The organism is Chitinophaga fulva (assembly GCF_012927205.1).
GTDB lineage: Bacteria > Bacteroidota > Bacteroidia > Chitinophagales > Chitinophagaceae > Chitinophaga > Chitinophaga fulva.
In genome coordinates, this window is the sequence record NZ_JABBGC010000002.1 from 1354310 (window position 1) to 1374444 (window position 20135).

Genomic DNA, 20135 nt, shown 5'->3' on the forward strand with positions numbered 1-20135 from the left:
ATAATACCAGTAAATGTTGATGGATACCGACTTACAGCTCATGTACATCGTAGGCGGCATCATTTTCCGTTGGGGTGGCAGCAGCCAGCGCCTGAATGTAGGCAGCCAGCTGAGCGATGTTCTTACATTCAAACAGTTTGCTGACAGAGAGTTGAATCGCCAGCTTCCGTTTGAGATGGGCCACCACCCTTACAGCCAGCAGCGAGTCGCCACCCAGCTCAAAGAAATCATCGTATATGCCTACCTGTGGTACTTCCAGCAGTTCCTGCCAGATAGCGGCCAGGTCTTCTTCCATGGCATCGCGGGGCGCAACGAATGTTCCTTTGTGCAGGTCATCCGGATCGGGCAAAGCGCGGCGGTCTATTTTACCGCTGGCGGTTACCGGCAACTGTTCCATTGGTATCAGCAAGGCAGGCACCATGTATTCCGGCAGTTTCTCTTTCAGATAACTGAGAATGCCTTCTTTGTCAAAGTCACCCTGCGGTACCACATAACCGACCAACCGTTTGTTATCCGCACCATCGGCCCTTGCCAGCACCACGGCTTCATTCACCAGTTCGCATTCCAGTAGCACGGTTTCAATTTCACCCAGTTCAATGCGGAAGCCGCGTATTTTCACCTGGTGATCTATACGGCCGATGTATTCGATGTTACCGTCGGCCAGCCAGCGGGCGGTATCTCCTGTGCGGTACAGGCGGGCACCCGGCGTAGTGCTGAAAGGATGCGGTATAAACTTCTCAGTTGTCAGTGTTTCCCTGTGGAGATAACCACGGGCGAGGTTAGCGCCACCGATGCACATCTCCCCTGCCACGCCGATGGGGCACAAAGCACCGTAGCGGTCCAGTATGTACACGCTTACGTTGGCGATAGGCTTACCGATGGTCACCACATTATCTTCCCGTATAGGCTGGTCCGTGAGCGTAGTACAAACTGTATTCTCCGTAGGGCCGTAGGCGTTAATCAACCGGATACCTTTGCTTTGCAGGTACTTGCCGTCTTCGCGGTTCAGCGGCTCACCGGCAGACACGATCGTTCTTACCGGTCCCAATACGTCTTTGATAATATGCTGGTAAGAAGGCGGCAGCGTCACCAGGTCCACCTGTTGGGTATTCACCAGTTCCGCAAAGCTGTCGGCCGACAGCAGGTCTTCTTTGCGCGGAAGCACCAGGATACCGCCACTCAGCAGCGTATTGAATATCTCATAGCAGGAAGCATCAAAACCGAAAGAGGCAAACTGGAGGGAACGCATGCCAGGCTTCAGCCACAGGGCATCACGCTGACTGAGCGCGAGGTTGACCACGCCACGGTGTTCCAGCATCACGCCTTTGGGCTTACCGGTAGAACCGGAAGTATAGATCACATAAGCCAGGTCCCCGGGTGCCGGCAGTTTGGCCGGTTCTGTTACCGGGTAACTACTGATGGCGGCGGCCTCTTCGTCTACCAATACGATGGTCGCATCGGGATTGGCTGCACGCAGTTTCGTGCTGCAGCTGTTACTGCTGACCATCACATCGGCGCCGGTGTCTGCCAGCATGTAGCTGATGCGGTCTGCCGGATATTCCGGATCGATGGGCACATAGGCCGCGCCGGCCTTCAGGATGCCCAGTATGCTGATGATCATTTCCAGCGAACGCTCCAGGCAAATCGGTACCAGCGATCTATTGGTCACACCTTTGCTGCGGAGGTAGTGCGCTACCTGTGCTGCACGTTCGTCGAGCTCACGGTACGTTAAATGCTGACCGGTGAATATCAGCGCGGTGGCATCCGGTTGCAATCCTACCTGTACTTTCAGCTGATCGATGATGGTATTGTTGAGCGGATAATCAACTGCCGAAGCATTAAACGTATGCAGGAGCGCTGTTTCTTCTGCGCCGCTCAGCATGGTCATGGTGCCGATGCTGGCTCCCGGTGTGGCCACGGCGGTACGCAGCAGCTGTTCAAAGTGGCGGGCCATCCGTTGGATAGTATCTTCCCGGAAGAGGTCTGCGCAGTATTCCACACAGCCTCTGAGTTCTCCGCCCACTTCTTCCAGCGTAAAGTTGAGGTCCACTTTCGTAGTAGTATAAGGAATATCTTCTATGGTAAATTGTACATCCTGCAGTTTAAATTCCGGTATCGCCGGTGCGTTCTGCAAAACGAAGGCTGCCTGGAACAGCGGCGTGCGGCTCACATCACGGTCTTTCACCACGGCGTCCACGATCTTCTCAAAAGGCACTTCCTGGTGAGTAAAGGCGCCGAGTGTGGTGGTTTTCACCTGTTGCAGTAAAGCAGAGAACACCGGATTATCACGCAGGTCAGCGCGCAGCGCGATCGTATTGATAAACAATCCTATCAATCCTTCTGACTCGTGTTGTGTTCTGCCTGCCACCGGGCTGCCCACGCAGATATCATCCTGTCCGCTGTAGCGATGCAGGAGCACATTGTAAGCCGCCAGCAGGGCCATAAACAGTGTCACCCCTTCTTCCTGGCAGAGTGACCGTATGTTGCTGGTCAGTTCCTCATCAAGCATGAACCAGAAACGTGCACCACGGGTACTTTGTACCGCCGGACGGATAAAGTCCGTAGGCAGCTGTAATGGCGCTACGTCATTCAGCTGGCGTTTCCAGTAGCCCAATTGTTCTTCCAGCACATCACCGGAGAGGTAGTTCCGTTGCCAGATGGCATAGTCTGCATATTGTACCGGCAACGTTTTCAGTTGCGGTGTGCGGCCTTCTACACCTGCTGCATACAGTTCCATCAGTTCATCCACGAGGATGGTGTTTGACCATCCGTCGGAGGCGATATGGTGGAGTATCACCACGATCAGGTGTTCCTGTTCAGACAGGGAGATCAGGTGTACCCGCAGCATATGATCATGTTGCAGATCGAATGGAACTGCTACCAACCGGGCTATTTCCTCATGCAGGGCAGCCACGTCGTGCAGGTAAGCGGGACGGCTGATCCTGTCCAGCCGCCAGTTGCCTGCCGGTTTCACGCGCTGGAAGGCTTGTCCGTCTTCCTGCTCCATCACGGTGCGCAATACCTCGTGACGGTCAACGATCGTCTGGAAGGCATGCTCCAGTACCTCCGGTTGCAGGTTACCTTTGAGACGTAACACCGTTGGTACGTGATAGTGAACGCTGCCTTCCATCTGGTCGATAAACCACAAACGTTCCTGGCTAAACGACAGCGGCACTTGTTTCGGTCTGTCTTGTTTTACGACGGCGGGCACCGTAGTGTCCACACGGTTGCCGTCAAGGCGGGCCGACAGGGCTTTTACAGTGGGATAGTCGAACACGTCGCCGATCACCACTTCTGCCGTTAGTTCCTTACGGATGGCGGAGATAAGGCGGATCGCCAACAGGGAATGTCCTCCCAGCGCAAAGAAGTCATCGTGCAGGCCTACCTGTTCCACTTCCAGCAGCCTGGCCCAGATAGCGGCCATTTTGATTTCTGTTGGCGTGGTGGGGGCCGTATATTCATCACCGGTAGTCACGGTCACTTCCGGATCAGGCAGTGCTTTACGGTCAATTTTACCGTTCGGCAGCAGCGGGAAGTGGTCCAGCACCACTACGGTGGAAGGATGCATATAGTCCGGCAGCTCCTGACGGATATAGGCCGTTACTCCCTCACGGTCGTATTCGCCATTGGGCACCACATAGGCAACGAGGCGTTTGTCGCCAGAGGTGTCGGTCTTCACCAGTACCACCGCCTGACTGATATTGTCAAAGGCAGCCAGTACAGATGCTATCTCTCCCGGTTCCACCCGGTATCCCCTGATCTTCACCTGGTCGTCTATACGGCCCAGGAAGAGGATATTGCCATCAGGCAGGTATTTCACCAGATCGCCGGTGCGATAAACACGCTGGCCGGCGCCTGGCTGAAATGGGTCAGTGATAAATTTATTTGCAGTGAGTTCTGGTTGATGTAAATAACCATGGGCCACGCCGGCGCCGCCAATCAGCAGCTCTCCCGGCACGCCCGCCGGACATAGTTTACCAGCCGGGCTCACAATGTAAACGTTGGTATTGGAGAAGGGCTTGCCAATCGGGACAGTTTTTCCGTACACCTTTTCAGCACTTACCACATGTAATAGTTTTCCGATAGTCGTTTCCGTTGGGCCGTAGTGGTTCACCACCGTGCAGGTAGCTTTGGCCGCACGGATACTATCTATCACGCCGCTATCCAACGCTTCACCACCGAATACCAGCAGTTTTTCAGGGAGCAGCAGCGCCTCACCTGAGCAGAGCGCTTTCCAGTGGGAAGGCACAATCTTGATGCAATCCAGCGGGTGGCGGCGCAGGTAACGGCCGATTTTTTCCGGGTCGTTGATGGCGTCTTTGGAGAAGAGATGCAACGCACCGCCTGTCAGCAGAGACCCGAAGATCACGGTGTTACCCAGGTCCGTTGCTATACTGGACAACAGGCCGAAGGAACGGCATGCATCCAGTGGCGTTGCCGCTTTCAGGCCGTACGTATAGTCTACCAGGTTACCATGAGTTACTAATACGCCTTTAGGTTGACCCGTACTGCCGGAAGTATAAATCACATATGCTACGCTTTCCGGTGTAACGGCAGCGCTTACACGTGTCGTGTCCAGTGCGCCAATCTTCGCAGATGCCCCGTCAATAGCAATAACCTGCAAGGATGACCGTTGCGGTAACAGCGGCGTACAAGCATCGCTGCTCACCACGATCCGGGCGCCGGTATCTTTCAATACAAAGGCAATACGCTCTGCCGGGAATTCGGGATCTATGGGCACATATGCCGCACCAGCTTTCAGGATGCCTAACATACCCACAATGAGATGCACGGAACGTTCTATGCACAAAGGCACCAGTTCCCCGGGCTGCACGCCCAGGTTGCGCAGGTAACGGGCCAGTTGGTTGGCTCGGTCTTCCAGTTGCTGCCAGGTAAGGCTTTCCTCTTCAAATACGACGGCTGTTTCCCGTGCTACACGGTTGGTCTGTGCTTCAAACAGGCTAACCACCGTAGCATCTTTTGGATACTCAACGCTGGAAGTATTGATCAGCGCAGTTTTTTCCTGTGTTGTCAGCGGTTCAATGTTTGCCAGTGTCCCCACCTGTTGGGTGACGATCTGTTCCAACACTTCACGGAAATGCCCTGCTATCATGCGAACACAAGGTTCCGGCAGCAGTCCGCTGTTGTAGGCAAACAACAACGAGGTCTGTTCTGCGATAGCGATGATGATGGTCAGCGGATAGTTGGTATGCGGATGTATCTCCACATTCCGGATCTTTAATGCCCACTCGCGGGCTTCCAGCACTTCGTTAACCGGATAGTTCTGGAAAGTGATGGAACTGTCGAACAAATCACTGCCCACGCCGGTCCATTGCTGCACATCGTTCAGGCTGGCATACTGGTAGTCGCGGCTTTTCAGCTGGCCTGCCTGTATAGCCTGCAACCAGGCTACGATCTCCTGTTTTTCATCCACATTGGTATGGAGCGGCAGTGTATTGATGTACAACCCTACCCTTTGTTCCACGCCGGGCAGATCATCCGGTCTTCCGGACACCGTAACACCGTAGGAGATTTCATCACGACCAGTGTAACGATATAACAGGTACGCCCACACGCCTTCCATCAGTGTACTGGTAGTAATATGATGTTGCTGCGCGAAAGCTGTCAGCTTTTGTGTGAAGGCACGATCGAGCGCAAGCTGGTGTTCGAGATACACACCGCTGCCTTTGGTCCTGGCGGTGGCGGCATCAATAAAGGGCAACAATGTACCCTCAGTTGCGCCCTGCAGGTATTGTTTCCAGAAGGCGGCCAGTTGTTCTTTGTCCTGCTTCTCCTGGTAACGGATATAATCTTCAAAATGGTCTATTGTTACGGCAGGCAGTTCTTTATCTGCCACCAGCAGCTCATAGGTATTGAGCAGGCTGTCTACCAGTACCGGCAGTGACCAGCCATCCAGCAAAATATGATGGGATGTCCACAACATCCGGTAATTATTGTCCTGCAGCTGCACCAGTGTCAACCGCATGAGTGGCGCTTCACGGAAATCAAATCCCTGCCGCAGGTCTTCTGCTTTAAAGGCAGCAAATGCCTCTTCCTGCGCGGCTTTGTTCAGGTGCGTATAATCAAGTATAGAGACGGGTATTTCTACTTGTTCGTATACACATTGTACCGGGATGCTGAATTCATCATAATAAAATCCGGTCCGCAGGATGGTGTATTGTTGCAACAGCCGGTTCCAGCTCTGGATAAAGGCATGCGGGCGTAACTGTTCCAGGTCGCAGATAAACTGCTCAATGTAAGTTCCGCTTTCGCCATCATAGAGACCGTGGAAGAGCATGCCCTCCTGCAATCCGCTGAGGCGGTACAGGCCAGACACTTGTTTCCGGCGGTTGGCGCCTTTGTGCGGCGCATCCAGGAAACGGTCCAGTTCCTGCCAGCTGATCTCTTGTCCCAGTCCATAATCTGCCGGCGTGGTGCTGGTTTCCTGTTGAGCCACACAATGCAGTATCAGTGTTTCCAGTTGCGACAGGTAGTCCGCCGCCAGCTGTGTGATCGTTGTTGTATCGTAGTGTACCTGGCTGTATTTCCATTGTACCACCAGTTCACCACCCTGTACGATGCAGTCCACGCCCATCTTCTCATTGATCCGCAGTGCCGGAGACAATCCGCTACCGGAAGATTCTTTGGCGAGACCGAGGTAACTACCAGGCTGTGTCACATTATCCACCTGTCCGAGGTAGTTGAAGATGATGTCCCATGGATGGCTGCCTTGCAGCGACGACGTTTTATTAATGTACTTCAGCACACCGTAGCCAATGCCTTTGTCGGTTACCTTACGCAGGCTTTCTTTCACTGTTTTCAGCAATGCATCCGGCCCTTCGCCTTCAGCAGCAGGCAGGTATACAGGGTATAAGGAAGTGAACCAGCCTACGGTGCGGCTTGTATCTATACCGTTAGCGATGTCTTCACGGCCATGGCCTTCGAGGCCGATGACAGTGCCGGCGGCGCCACTCCAGCCAGACAAGGTGCGGGTTAATGCGGCCAGCAGCAGATCATTCACTTCCGTGCGATAAGCTTGTGTGGTGCGCTGTAGGAGTTGTTGCGTTAAGGCAGCGTTCAGCCGTACTTCCTGCGTACGGAGGTCCGATGCCGTTATAACCGTTTTATCGTTGGAATCTGTTCGTAACGGGAGATGACGTTCCTTCACCTGTTCCCAGAAAGGCAGCTGGTTTTGCAGGCGGGCAGACTGGCCATAGCTGGTCAATGCCTGCTGCCATTGGCGGTAAGAAGTACCTTTCGGGGTAGTCAATGCCGCAGGGCCCTGTTGGAGCAACTGTTCCAGATCTTCCAGCAAAATACGCCAGGACACGCCGTCCACTGCCAGGTGATGGATCACCATCAGCAGGCGGTTGTCTTTTTCCGTTGCAGGAGTATTTACCAGCACCGCTCTGATGAGGATGCCGCTTTCGAGACTGAGCGTGCCATGGTATTGCGCCGCCAACTCCTCCATGCGGTCCGGCAGTTGCGCAGCCGAAACAGCCTGCAGGTCTTCCACAGCGAGCATACCCTCATAGTTGCCATACGTTTGTTCCCAGTGATCACCGTTGTGCGTATACCTGAACCGAAGCGTGTCATGTATGGCCAACAGCTGTTTAACAGCAGCTGCCAGCGTATCAGCACCTACTTGTTTGCTGATTGTCAGCAGTACGCTTTGGTTAAAATATGGTGCATCTGAGCCAGCTGTTTCCAGGTACCATTGCTGAATGGGCAGTAACCCGCTGGTCCCTGTCAACAGGCCTTGTTCGCCCACGAGTACCGTTTTGCTGCGTGATTGCAGTTCAGTTGCCAGTGCGGCGATGGTCTGATGCGTAAAAATATCGCGGGGCTGGAATTCCAGGCCTGCCCTTCTGGCGCGGCTCACCACCTGAATGGTGATGATGGAATCGCCGCCGGACTCAAAGAAATTATCGTAAACGCCTATACGTGGCAGGTTCAGTAATTGTTGCCATATATCGGCGAGTATCCGTTCTGTTTCGTTGCGCGGTGCGGTGTACGCGCCGGCTGCCACCGTGGAAAAATCCGGATCAGGCAGCGCTTTGCGGTTAACCTTACCACTGGCTGTAAGCGGGATGGCTTCCAGCGGCACGAGGATGGCCGGCACCATATATTCAGGCAGTCGCTCCCTCAGTGCGGACACGATCGCCTCCTTATCGAATGTTGTTGCGGGCACCACGTAGCCAATCAGGCGTTTATTGCCACCAGCGTCTTCCCTTACCACCACAGCAGCATCATTGACCAGCTGTGAATCAAGCAATGCGTTTTCTATCTCGCCTGGCTCCACGCGGAAACCACGGATCTTCACCTGATCGTCTATACGACCCAGGTATTCAATATTGCCATCCGGCAGCCAGCGGCACAAATCGCCCGTACGGTACATGGTAGCTCCGGCCGGATGGAAAGGAGCGGTCACAAATTTTTCCCTGGTCAGATCGTCGCGGTGCAGATAACCTCTGGCTACCTGTACGCCGCCGATATGCAATTCGCCTGCGATGCCGGGAGGCAGCAGATGGCCCGCCTTGTCCAGGATATAGAGCTGCGTATTGGCCACCGGCTTGCCTATGGGCACCAGATCAATGTGTCCGGATGTGGCAGGGGCATGCCAGCAAGTAACATCGATGGCAGCTTCCGTAGGTCCGTACAGGTTATACAGCTCCACATGCGGTAGTTTTTCCCGCACGGCCATTACCTGTTGAGGTTTCAGCGCTTCACCGCTACACAGCACCCGCTGCAGTGACGAGCAGGCGCCGATTGAGATATTCTCCAGGAACACATTTAACAATGAAGGCACGAAGTGAATAGTGGTGATGCCGTAACGTTGGATGGCCGCCTGCAGGTAGTCTGCGTCCTTCTGCCCTTCCGGTTTGGCGAACACCAGTTTCGCGCCGCAGATCAATGGCCAGAGCAGTTCCCATACAGATACGTCGAAACTGAAGGTGGTCTTTTGCAACACGGCATCTTCCGGTACCAGGCCAAAATAATCCTGTGTCCAGAGGAGACGGTTCACCACGCCGCGATGTTCATTCATCGCTCCTTTGGGGTTACCGGTAGAGCCGGAGGTATAAATCACATAAGCGAGGTTATCAGGGGTGATCTTCACTTCCGGCGCCACAGCGGGGTAGTTGCTAATGGCTGTCCAGTCAGTGTCCAGTTTGATCACCGTAACATCCGAAGGTACTAACGCCGCCGTCCGGCTATCACCCAAAACAACCGTTGCTTTGGTGTCTTTCAACATATAGTGTACACGCTCTTCAGGATAAGCCGGGTCTACGGGCACATAAGCCCCGCCTGCGCGCAACACACCAAGGATGGCCACGATCATGGCATTGGAACGTTCCAGCAAAACAGGCACCAGCGTCTCTTTCCCTACACCTTTGCTGTGCAGATAACCGGCCAGTTGAGCAGAACGCTCTTCCAGCTGACGGTAAGTCAATACTTCCTCTTCAAAAACTGTGGCGATGGCTTCCGGCGTACGGTCGGCCTGTTCGGTGAAGAGGCTGACCAGCGTTTTATCCTGCGGATAATCTGCTGTAGTATTATTAAACGCTTCCAGTTGTTTGCGTTCTGCGTTGGTGAGCCATTCCAGTTCTTTTACCAGCACATTGCCGGATGACATTACCTGTAACAACACCTGCGCAAAATGTTTGGCGATGGCCTTTACATAGTCAGCCAACAGGATGTCGGAATTGTAATTAAAACGGATGCTGGTCGTTTCTCCCGCTTCGATGATAATCTCCATCGGATAGTTGGTATGCTCATGAACAGACGCATTGTCTATCCGCAGGCGCCAATGACCGGCGCTTACTGCCTTGCTCACCGGGTAGTTCTCAAACACCAGCAGGCTGTCAAACAAATCACCTGAAACACCCGCGCCGCGCTGGATGCTATCCAGACTGGTATACTGGAATTCCCGGCTCTCCAGCTGGGCGGCCTGTATGTCCTGCAACCAGGACACCATCCGGCTGTTTTCCTGTACCGTGGTATGCAATGGCAACGTATTGATGTACAAACCGACCCGTTGCTCTACGCCCGGCAGGTCTTCCGGACGGCCGGAAACGGTAACGCCATAGGTAACTTCATTACGGCCGGTATACCTGGATAACAGGAACGCCCATACGCCTTGCATAATAGTGTTGATGGTCACCCTTTGCTGTTGTGCAAAACGGGTAAGCGTAGCGGTACTATCCTTTTCCAGCAATACGCTGACAGACTTATAAACGCCCGCTCCTTTGGTACGCTCAGCGGTAGCAGGGATAAACGGCAACAGCGTTCCCTCGTCCGCATCTTTCAGATAACGCTGCCAGTAAGCCGATGCCTGCGCCTTGTCCTGCTGCTCCACATAGCGGATATAATCGCTGTACTGGTCTTTTTCGTAGGTACCTAAGGGTTGTCCGGCAGACAGTTTTTCGTAAGTGTTCAACAGATTTTCCAGCAACACCGCCAGTGACCAGCCATCAAACAGAATGTGATGGAATGTCCAGAGCATCCGGTAACGTTTGTCCTGCAAACGTATCAGCGCCACGCGCATCAGCGGCACCTGGGTAAAATCAATACCACGTTCCTGATCTGCCGCCTCATAGTCTTTCAACGCCTGTTGTTGTGCGTCTGCATCGAGGTGGCTGTAGTCCAGCAGTTCAAATGGCATTTGCACCTGGTGATAGGCACATTGCAGCGGTACGCCGAAATCATCATAATAGAAACCGGTGCGTAACACGCTGTAGCGGCCAAGCAGATAATTCCAGCTCTGTTCCAGTATGGCGATGTCCGGATCGTCCAGGTCGCATCCCAGCTGTTCGATATATGCCGCATTGTGTTTATCATACAATCCGTGGAAGAGCATGCCCTCCTGCAGGCCACTGAGGCGGTAGATGCCTTCTACCTGCCCTTGCCTTGGCGCACCTCTGAAACCGGCCGCCATAAAGGTATCCAGCTCTGCGATGCTAACAACGGTGCCCAGCCCGAAATCGGATGGCGTGAAAACAGCGTCCTGTTTAGCTGCACAATGTGCAATCAGTTCTTCCAGTTGTGTGAGATACAGGGCAGACAATGCTGCGATATCAGCAGCTTCAAAGTGGTGCGTACTGTAGCTCCAGTCGAGTACCAGTTCCCCGTTTTGAATCACACTGTTGACCGCTATTTTTTCATGCACGGGATAATCCGGCGCCATGCCCTGCCCAGGCAGTTCTTCCGCGTGGCGGACAGGCCCTGCTTCGCTTACCACACGGTCAGCCTGACCGAGGTAGTTGAACACGATGTCCCATGGATCATTGCCCTGCAAAGCAGGGATTTTAGCGAGATATTTCAGTACCCCGAAGCCGATGCCCCTGTCGGGCACCTGGCGGAGCTGTTCTTTGATAGATTTGAGTGCGGCGCCTGTTTCGGACTGTCCTGCCACATCCAGTAATACCGGGTACAGCGAGGTAAACCAGCCGACGGTATGTGTGGTATCGATACCTTTGGCGATGTCTTCACGACCATGGCCTTCCAGGCCGATGATCACCTGTTGACGGCCATTCCAGGCAGCTACCGCCTGCGCTAAGGCGCACAACAGGATGTCGTTGATTTCAGTATGATAAGCCTTTGGCGCCTCCTGTAACAAGGCGAGTGTTTTTGCCGCATCCAGGCGGACCTGCTGTTGGCGCATATCCTTCAGCGTTACACGCTTCGTCTCGTCTTTGGGTTTTCCCAGCGGCGTATACTGACTGGCGATTTTCTCCCAGTAAGCCGGCTGGCTGGTCAGCAGCACCTGATTTCCATAGTTGGCCAGCGTTTCCTGCCATTGGCGCATGGACGTACCTTTTGCACCAAGCACCTCTTCCACTGCTTTGTTGTCTTTGTTTTTCAGCAACAGTGCCAGGTCTTCCAGTATAATTCTCCATGATACCCCGTCTACCGACAGGTGATGTATCGCCAGCAGCAGGTGGTTATGAGCTTCCGCCGAAGGCGTTAACAACAGGGTGGCATGCAACAAAACACCGGCAGTAATATCGAGGCTGCGATGGGCCGCCTCCGCGTACGACAATACCTGTTCCTGTATGGCCGCAGGTGATATGGCATGCAGGTCTACTACTTCGAGGGCGCCTTCCGCATGGCCGTAATGTTGCGTCCAACCGGTAGCCTTCTGTTGATAGGTGAAACGCAGCGCATCGTGGTAACGGACCAGGCCTGCTATAGCCGTAGCCATCGCTTCAGGCGTAATGTCCTTATCAACCTTGATCCACAAGCCCTGATTGTAGTGGGACACGGTGGGTGGCTCACTGTCAAAATACCATTGCTGAATGGGCAACAAACGACTTTCACCCGTGAGTGTTCCTTGTTCGCCTGTATTCACCGCCTGTTGACCGGTACCCAGCATAGTTGCCAGCGCACCGATGGTCTGATGCAGGAAAAGATCGCGCGGGTGCAGATGGTAACCGGCGCGACGGGCACGGCTTACCACCTGGATGGTGATGATGGAGTCTCCTCCCAGTTCAAAGAAATTATCGTGCAGCCCTACCCGTTCTACACCGAGGAGGTCTTTCCAGATGAGTGCCAGCGCACGTTCGGTATCTGTGCGCGGGGCAATGTATTCATTGGTCAGTACTGCCCCTGCATCAGCGTCGGGCAGCGCTTTTTTATCTACTTTACCGTTGCGGGTCAGCGGCAGCTTGTCCAGTTCCACCAGGATGGCCGGCACCATGTAATCGGGCAACTTGTCTTTCAGATAGGCCAGAATAGCGGCCCTGTCGTAAGTACCATTTGGCACTACATATCCTACCAACCGTTTGTTGCCTTTGTTGTCCGCCTTCGCCAGCACTACCGCCTGATTTACCAGTTCACATTTGGTCATCACGCTTTCAATCTCACCCAGCTCAATACGGAAACCACGAATTTTCACCTGATCGTCTATACGGCCCAGGTATTCCACCGAGCCATCGGGCAGCCAGCGGCCAAGGTCGCCGGTGCGGTACATACGGGCGTTGGGCTCGTTGCTGAAAGGATCTGCCACAAATCTTGTTTCGGTCAGTTCCGGACGATGGAGGTAACCTCTTGCCAGGCCAGCGCCGCCTACATGCAGCTCTCCTGCCACGCCCGCCGGCGCCAGTCCGCCGTATGGGTCCAGAATATACAGGCTCAGGGTAGGAATAGGCACCCCGATGACGCTGCCACTATTGGCATGATGTAATGCTATCGGCTGATAGGTAACGTGCACCGTTGTTTCCGTAATGCCGTACATATTGATCAGGCGGCAGTCGCCATACAACTGCAGCCATGGCTGTACTTTACCAGGGTTCAACGCCTCTCCGCCGAAGATCACATAACGTACCGGCACCGTATCTGCTACACCTGTCAGGTAATCCTGCAATACATAAAAAGCAGAAGGTGTCTGGTTCAGGATAGTCACCTTTTCACGCAGCAACAATTCCCCGAAAGCAATAGCATCCTGTGCTACAGGCTTAGGCACTATCACCACGCGGCCGCCGTAAAACAGCGCGCCATACATTTCCCAAACGGAGAAGTCGAAGCAGAAAGAGTGGAACATGGTCCACACATCATCACTGTTAAAATCATATAACGGCGCTTCCGTTTCAAATAACCGTACTACGTTGCGATGCTCTATCAGCACGCCTTTCGGGTTACCGGTAGAACCGGAAGTATAAATCACATAGGCGAGATTGGACGGGCGTAACTGTGTAACCGGCGGCGCCGCTTTATGCGCGGCAGGTGTACGCAGCTTTTTATCTACCGCTACCAACACGGTATTCTTGCGGCCTGTTTTCAGCTTGTCTTTGCAGGTGCTGCTGGTAACGATCACCGTAGCGGCAGTATCATCCAGCATAAAGCGGATACGATCTTCCGGATAGTCCGGGTCTATGGGCACGTAGGCGCCACCGGCTTTCAGAATACCCAGGATGCCGACGATCATGTCCAGCGACCGTTCTATGCAGATAGGCACCAGCGTATCTTCTTCCACGCCTTTTTCGCGCAGGTAATGCGCCAGTTGATTGGAGCGCGCATGCAGTTCGCGATAGGTCAGCGTATCATTGTCCAGCGACACGGCTACGGCATCGGGCGTACGAAGCGCCTGTTCCATCAGCAGGTCCACGATGGTTTTTTCTTTGGGATAACCGACAGCCGCGGCATTGAAAGCTTCCAGCAGCTGTTCGCGTTCACCTTTGGCCAGCATTGGCAGTAAACCGATTTTTTCTTCCGGCTTCAGCACCACGCTGCGCAACAGCTGTTCAAAATGTTGCCACAAACGAAGGATGGTCTGATGATCAAACAGATCGCTGCAATATTCTACGTTCACATCAATACCGTCACGGTTTTCGATGGCGGAGAAACTCAGGTCAAACTGGGCAGTCGTATGTTCAAACACTTCTTCTCTTACGGACACGCTGCCGAGGCTGATAGCCGGGATGTCCGGCATGTTCTGTAAACCGAAGACTACCTGGAACAGTGGTGTCCTGCTAAGGTCCCTGCTGGTCACCACCGCGTCTACTATCTTTTCAAAAGGCACTTCCTGGTGATCATAAGCACCCAGTGTTGTTTCTTTCACTTGTTGTAACAGCTCAGCAAAGGAAGGGTTATTCCCCAGATCGCTGCGCAATGCCAGCGTATTCACAAAGAAACCGATCAGTCCTTCCACTTCCTGTTGTATCCTGCCGGCAACGGGGCTGCCTACGCAGATATCATCCTGTCCGCTGTAGCGGTGCAACAGCACTTTAAAAGCAGCCAGCAATGTCATGAACAGGGTCACGTCCTGTTGCTGGGCGAGCTGTTTTAATTGTTCCTTAAGGATATTTTCAATTTTGAAAGTAGCCATGTTGCCACGCCTGCTCTGTACCACCGGACGGGTACGGTCTGTAGGCAGGTTCAGCGGCGCTACGCTTTCCAGTTGCTGTTTCCAGTACCCCAGTCGGGTGTCCAGTACCTCAGGTGTCAGCCAGTTGCGCTGCCAAACGGCGTAGTCAGCGTATTGCAGTTCCAATTCTGCTACTGCGGCCGGGCTATCTTCCGTATAGGCTTCATAGTAAGCCGCCAGTTCATTCACCAGGATGGAAACAGACCAGCCATCAGAGGCGATATGGTGCATGACCATCACCAGGATGTATTCTTCGTTGGCACCTTCCATCAGGTGTGCCCGCAGCATATGGTCTTCCGAGAGATTGAACGGCGTATTGATCACCGACAGGATATGCTTATGCAGGGTAGCCGTGTCAGTTAGGCGCAGGTCCCACTGCGACACGTCCATCTTCCATCTGTCTTTATCCATTACCTGCTGGTAGGCGGTACCATTTTTCTCGCGGATAACGGTGCGCAAAACTTCATGGCGGTTCACCAGCGCCTGCAGGGCTTTCACCAGCGCGTCTTTGTTCAATGCTCCTTTCAGCCGCAGCGCCAGCGGCATATGATAAGCCAGGGAGCCTTCCAGTTCATCGATGAACCACAAACGTTCCTGGCTAAACGATAACGGTATCAGTGATGGGCGCCTGCCTGTCAGCACCGGTGGCAGCAGACTGCTTCTGTCTTGCTGGTCCAGGTACACAGCCAGGTCACTGATGGTAGGATACAGGAAGAAGTCCCTCACCGTCAACTCCACATTCATGACTTTCCTGATCGCAGACACCGCACGGGTGGCGAGCAGCGAGTGGCCGCCGGATTCGAAGAAATTATCTTTCACACCGATGGTCTCCACGCGGAGCAGGTCGGTCCAGATAGCGGCCAGCTCACGCTCTGTGGGCGTTACCGGCGCCTGGTAATAAATATTGCTTTTACGCTGCATATCTTCCCGCTCGCTCAGGAAGCGGCGGTCTGTCTTACCATTGTTGGTGAGCGGTAACTGTTGCAGCGCAATAAAATCAGTGGGGATCATGTATTCCGGCAACAGTTTGGCCATCGTTTCGCGGATATCACGCTGTATCAGCGCACAGATATCGGGGAACAGCGGAACGCTGGTCTTTGGTGTAGTGGCAGCCACGGCTGGCGCCGCAGCCCGTTCGATAACGCCGTCAAAAGGATGGCGTTCCAATACCAGGTCTGCCTTCAGCGGGTCTTCATGCAGCAACAAACGATAGTGATATCCTTTGGTTTTAGCCAAACGGATAATTTCCTGTACCATACGGGTTTCAGGATCAGGCTTGGTGCTGAAAGCCGCCAGTTCGCGTACTGTTTCCACTGCTTTGCTCCGTACCGCCAGATCCAATAACCGTTCCTTCCACAGCCTTGGGTTAGGCACGTCTTTTAAGGCGATAATGTCATTGCCCGCCGTCAGGTCTTCGAGTACGCTGCTTTTGTCTTCCAGTGTGTCCCACGACTGCCAGTTGGTGCGGAGCACATTCTTCTCCTTCCCCACATGGATGATGACCGTATAACGGTAAAGGCTCAACTCATTGCTGTAATCAGCCTCTTTCCACTGAATATTGATATGGGTGATTTCCGGGAAGATATTGGCCAGCTGGTAGAAGTAAGCCGGAGAGAAACACAGTTCCTCTTCTTTCAGCACTTCCTGCTCCACCTGCCAGTTGAATTCACGGATGTTTGTTCTGTCTTGCAGCACATCCATTTGCAGCCGGCGTTTAAAGGAGGGCAGCAAACGGAGGTCACGGACGTCGCCAATGATGATGGTGCCTTCGCCTTTCAGCAGTGACACACATTTGGTCAGCACGTCCGTCATATATTGTTCGCCCGGAAAATACTGCACAATGGAGTTGAGGATAATAGTATCGATAGATTCCTGCTCATCGATCGTCACATCATGTGCAGCACACAGCTTCAGCGTGGTATCCGGGTAGGTACGCTCTTTTTTGTCTATTCTGCGCTGTATCTGCGCCATCGACACGCTGGAGAAGTCGGTACCGATGTAGCGGTCTATATGGCCTACCAGCTGGTAGTAGATCAGGCCGGTACCACTACCGATTTCGAGTACCCGTTTGGGTGATTCAGCGAGAATGACTTTGGTGATATCCTGCAACCACTGGGCCATCAGCTCAGGCGCGATGGCACCGCCGGTAAAGCTGTCATTCCAGCCGGTGATGTTAAACTCCTCGTCCAGGTCGGGCACCTCTTCTGCTTTGGTGTAAGCTGTTTCATACAGCTCTTTCCATGTCTCCACCTGTTGCAGGTACAGCTGGGCTTCTTTTTTTCGTATAGCCTGCAAGTCGGGGATATAATAACCTACCAGCCTTTTTTCACCGGGCGCCTGTTGTTTTACCACTACCGCGCCAGCCATCACTTCATCGAGGTTGTTGAGCACTTTTTCTATCTCACCTGGTTCAATACGGTAGCCGCGGATTTTCACCTGGTCGTCTATACGGCCAAGGTATTCCACGGTGCCGTCGGCCAGCCAGCGGGCACGGTCGCCGGTGCGATACAACCGGGCACCTTGTTCACCGCTGAACGGATCGGCCACAAATTTTTCTGCGGTGAGTTCCGGCTGATGCAGATAGCCTGCCGAAACACCTGCACCACCCACGTACAGCTCCCCTGCTACGCCGATGGGCGCGGGGTTGCCGAAAACATCCAGCACATACGCCGTACGGTTGCCTAACGGCCGGCCGATAGGGATGCTCTTACCACGCGTTAAGGTATCAATGGGATAAGTAAGGGAAAAAGTAGTGTTCTCCGTAGGGCCGTAGCCGTTAATAACGGTCGTCTGAGGCCATGCCGCGCGGAAGCGGCGGATATGTTCCTCCGACAACTTCTCTCCTCCCACCATCACCACGGAAAGGCCCTCAAACAATTGTATATCATCATCCACCAATTGGTTAAACCAGCTGGCGGTAAACCACATTTTAGTGACTTTCCGGTTGCGGATCTCTTCGCGCAACAGGCGGTTATCGAGAAAATGATTCTGCGGGCACATCACCAGCTGACCGCCGTTGAGCAGCATCCCCCAGTATTCTATGGTAGTGGCGTCAAAGGAAGGCGAGCCGGTAGACAACAACACATCCTCTGGTCCGAGCGGCACAAAATTGCCGCCGGTGGCCAGGCTTACCACGTTACGATGCGTTACCAACGCACCTTTGGGCTTGCCAGTAGAACCGGAAGTATACATCACATAGGCTATTGCATCCGCCGTAAGATTTGTTTGAACAGGGATGGCCGGCAATGCCTCCAATGCAGCCGTCATCTGATCGGTGCACAGCAATACGGCATCCGGTGCAGCATCCAGCAGCAACGCCTGATAGGCCGTACTGGTGAGAATCCTGTTGCCGCCAGTATCCTGCAACATAAAGCGGATACGTTCTTTGGGATATTCAGGGTCAATGGGCACATATACACCACCGGCTTTCAGAATACCGAGGATGCTGACAATCAGCTCCACGGAACGGTCCAGGCATACAGGTACAAACACGCCCGGGCGGACGCCCAGGTTTTTCAGGTATTGTGCCAGTTGATTGGTACGATCTTCCAGTGTTTTGTATGTCAGCTGTTCACTGCCGAAAGACAAAGCCACCGCAGCAGGTGTTTTCTGTGCCTGCTGATCGAACAGGGCGGTAATCGTTTGACCGGCAGGATAAGCTACGGCCGTATGATTGAATGAGTGCAGCACCGCTTCTTTCTCCGCAGCCGGCAGGATATCGAAGGCGCCCACTTGTGCGTTCGGATTGGCGACCACACTGCGCAGCAGTTGCAGGTAGTGAGTGACCATGCGTTGCATGGTGGCTTCGCTGAACAGGTCCACGCAGTATTCCAGTTCCACCAGGATACCATCGGGCTGCTCAAGGAGCGACCAGTACTGATCAAACAGGCTGGTGATATGTTTCACCGGTTCACGGGTGATGGTCGTTTCACCCATTTTCAATGCCGGCATCGGTGGCTCATTGTCCAGTACAAAGATCACCTGGAAGAGCGGGTTCTTACTCACATCCCTTTCACCTCCCATCATCTCCACCACTTTTTCAAAGGGCGCATCCTGGTGTTCGTAGGCATCCAGCATGGTATTTCTCACCTGGCCGAGGAACGTTGAAAATGCAGGATTGCCACTCAGATCACTTCTGAGTGCCAGCGTATTGACAAAAAATCCGATCAGCTCTTCTATTTCCGTCTGCGTTCTGCCTGCAATAGCGCCGCCCACACATACGTCATCAACACCGCTATAGCGGTACAGCAGCACCTTAAAAGCAGCCAGCAGTGTCATGTACAGGGTAGCATTCTGTTCGCGGGAAAGTTGTCGCAACCCGTTGGTCAGCTCATGATCGATCATGAAGGTGATCATGGCGCCACGGGTACTTTTCAGCATTCCCCTGTCGCCATCGGTGGGCAACTCCAGTAAGGTAGTACCTGACAGTTTCTTACGCCAGTAGGCCAGTTTTTTATCCAGGAAAATACCCTGCAGGTATTTACGTTGCCACAGCGCGTAGTCTGCATACTGCACGGGCAGCGGCGCCATCGTGTCTGTATGGCCGCCTGTATACACCGCGTACAGTTCCACCATTTCCCTGAACAGTACAGACATGGACCAGCCATCCGCCGCAATGTGATGGATGACGATCACCAGCATGTGTTCATCCGGCGACAGTTTTATGAGATGCGCCCGGAAAGTATGGTCACGGTTGAGATCAAAGGGAATATTGAACAAGGTAGTGATGTAGGCATTCAGCTGCACCGAGTCTTCCTGGTAACGTTCATCGTCTGTGAAGCCCAGGTGCCAGCGGTCTTTTTCCAGCAAGTGCTGATAAGGCCGGCCTTCTTCCTGTAAGATGACCGTACGTAATATTTCGTGACGGTTCACGATCGCCTGGAAGGTGCGTTCCAGCGAGGCCGTATCCAGCCGGCCCTTCACGCGGAAAGCGCCTTTCATATGGTATTGCACGCTTCCCTGTAGCTGGTCGATGAACCAGAGGCGTTCCTGGCTGTACGACAGGGGTACATGGCCTTCAAAGATACCGGCCAGCGGAGTAATTTCCGCAGCATATTCCTGTTCAGTATCTTTTTGTTTCAGGTATTCGATCAGGTGTACTTTATGCTGTCTTAATTTGACGAGAAACGACTCGTCGACTTCCCTGTCGTCCTCAATATTCAGTAACAGGCTATCGTCTTCAAATGATATAGTGACCCCATTTTCCGTAGCCTGTTGCAACAGGGCTACAATGTCGTTAACGTTTAAACTGGGCATTGTACTAAGATTTTAT

The 20135-nt window shown here is 53.5% G+C and carries 1 protein-coding gene; it reads right to left on the reverse strand.

The genetic code is table 11. From position 1 onward, the window contains the following. Positions 1-31 precede the first annotated feature (31 nt). Positions 32-20119 carry a non-ribosomal peptide synthase/polyketide synthase gene (locus HHL17_RS22110; RefSeq protein WP_169226962.1) on the reverse strand — a complete coding sequence of 6696 codons (20088 nt, stop codon included), beginning with the start codon at positions 20117-20119 and terminating at the stop codon, positions 32-34. Between the last annotated feature and the right edge of the window lie 16 nt (positions 20120-20135).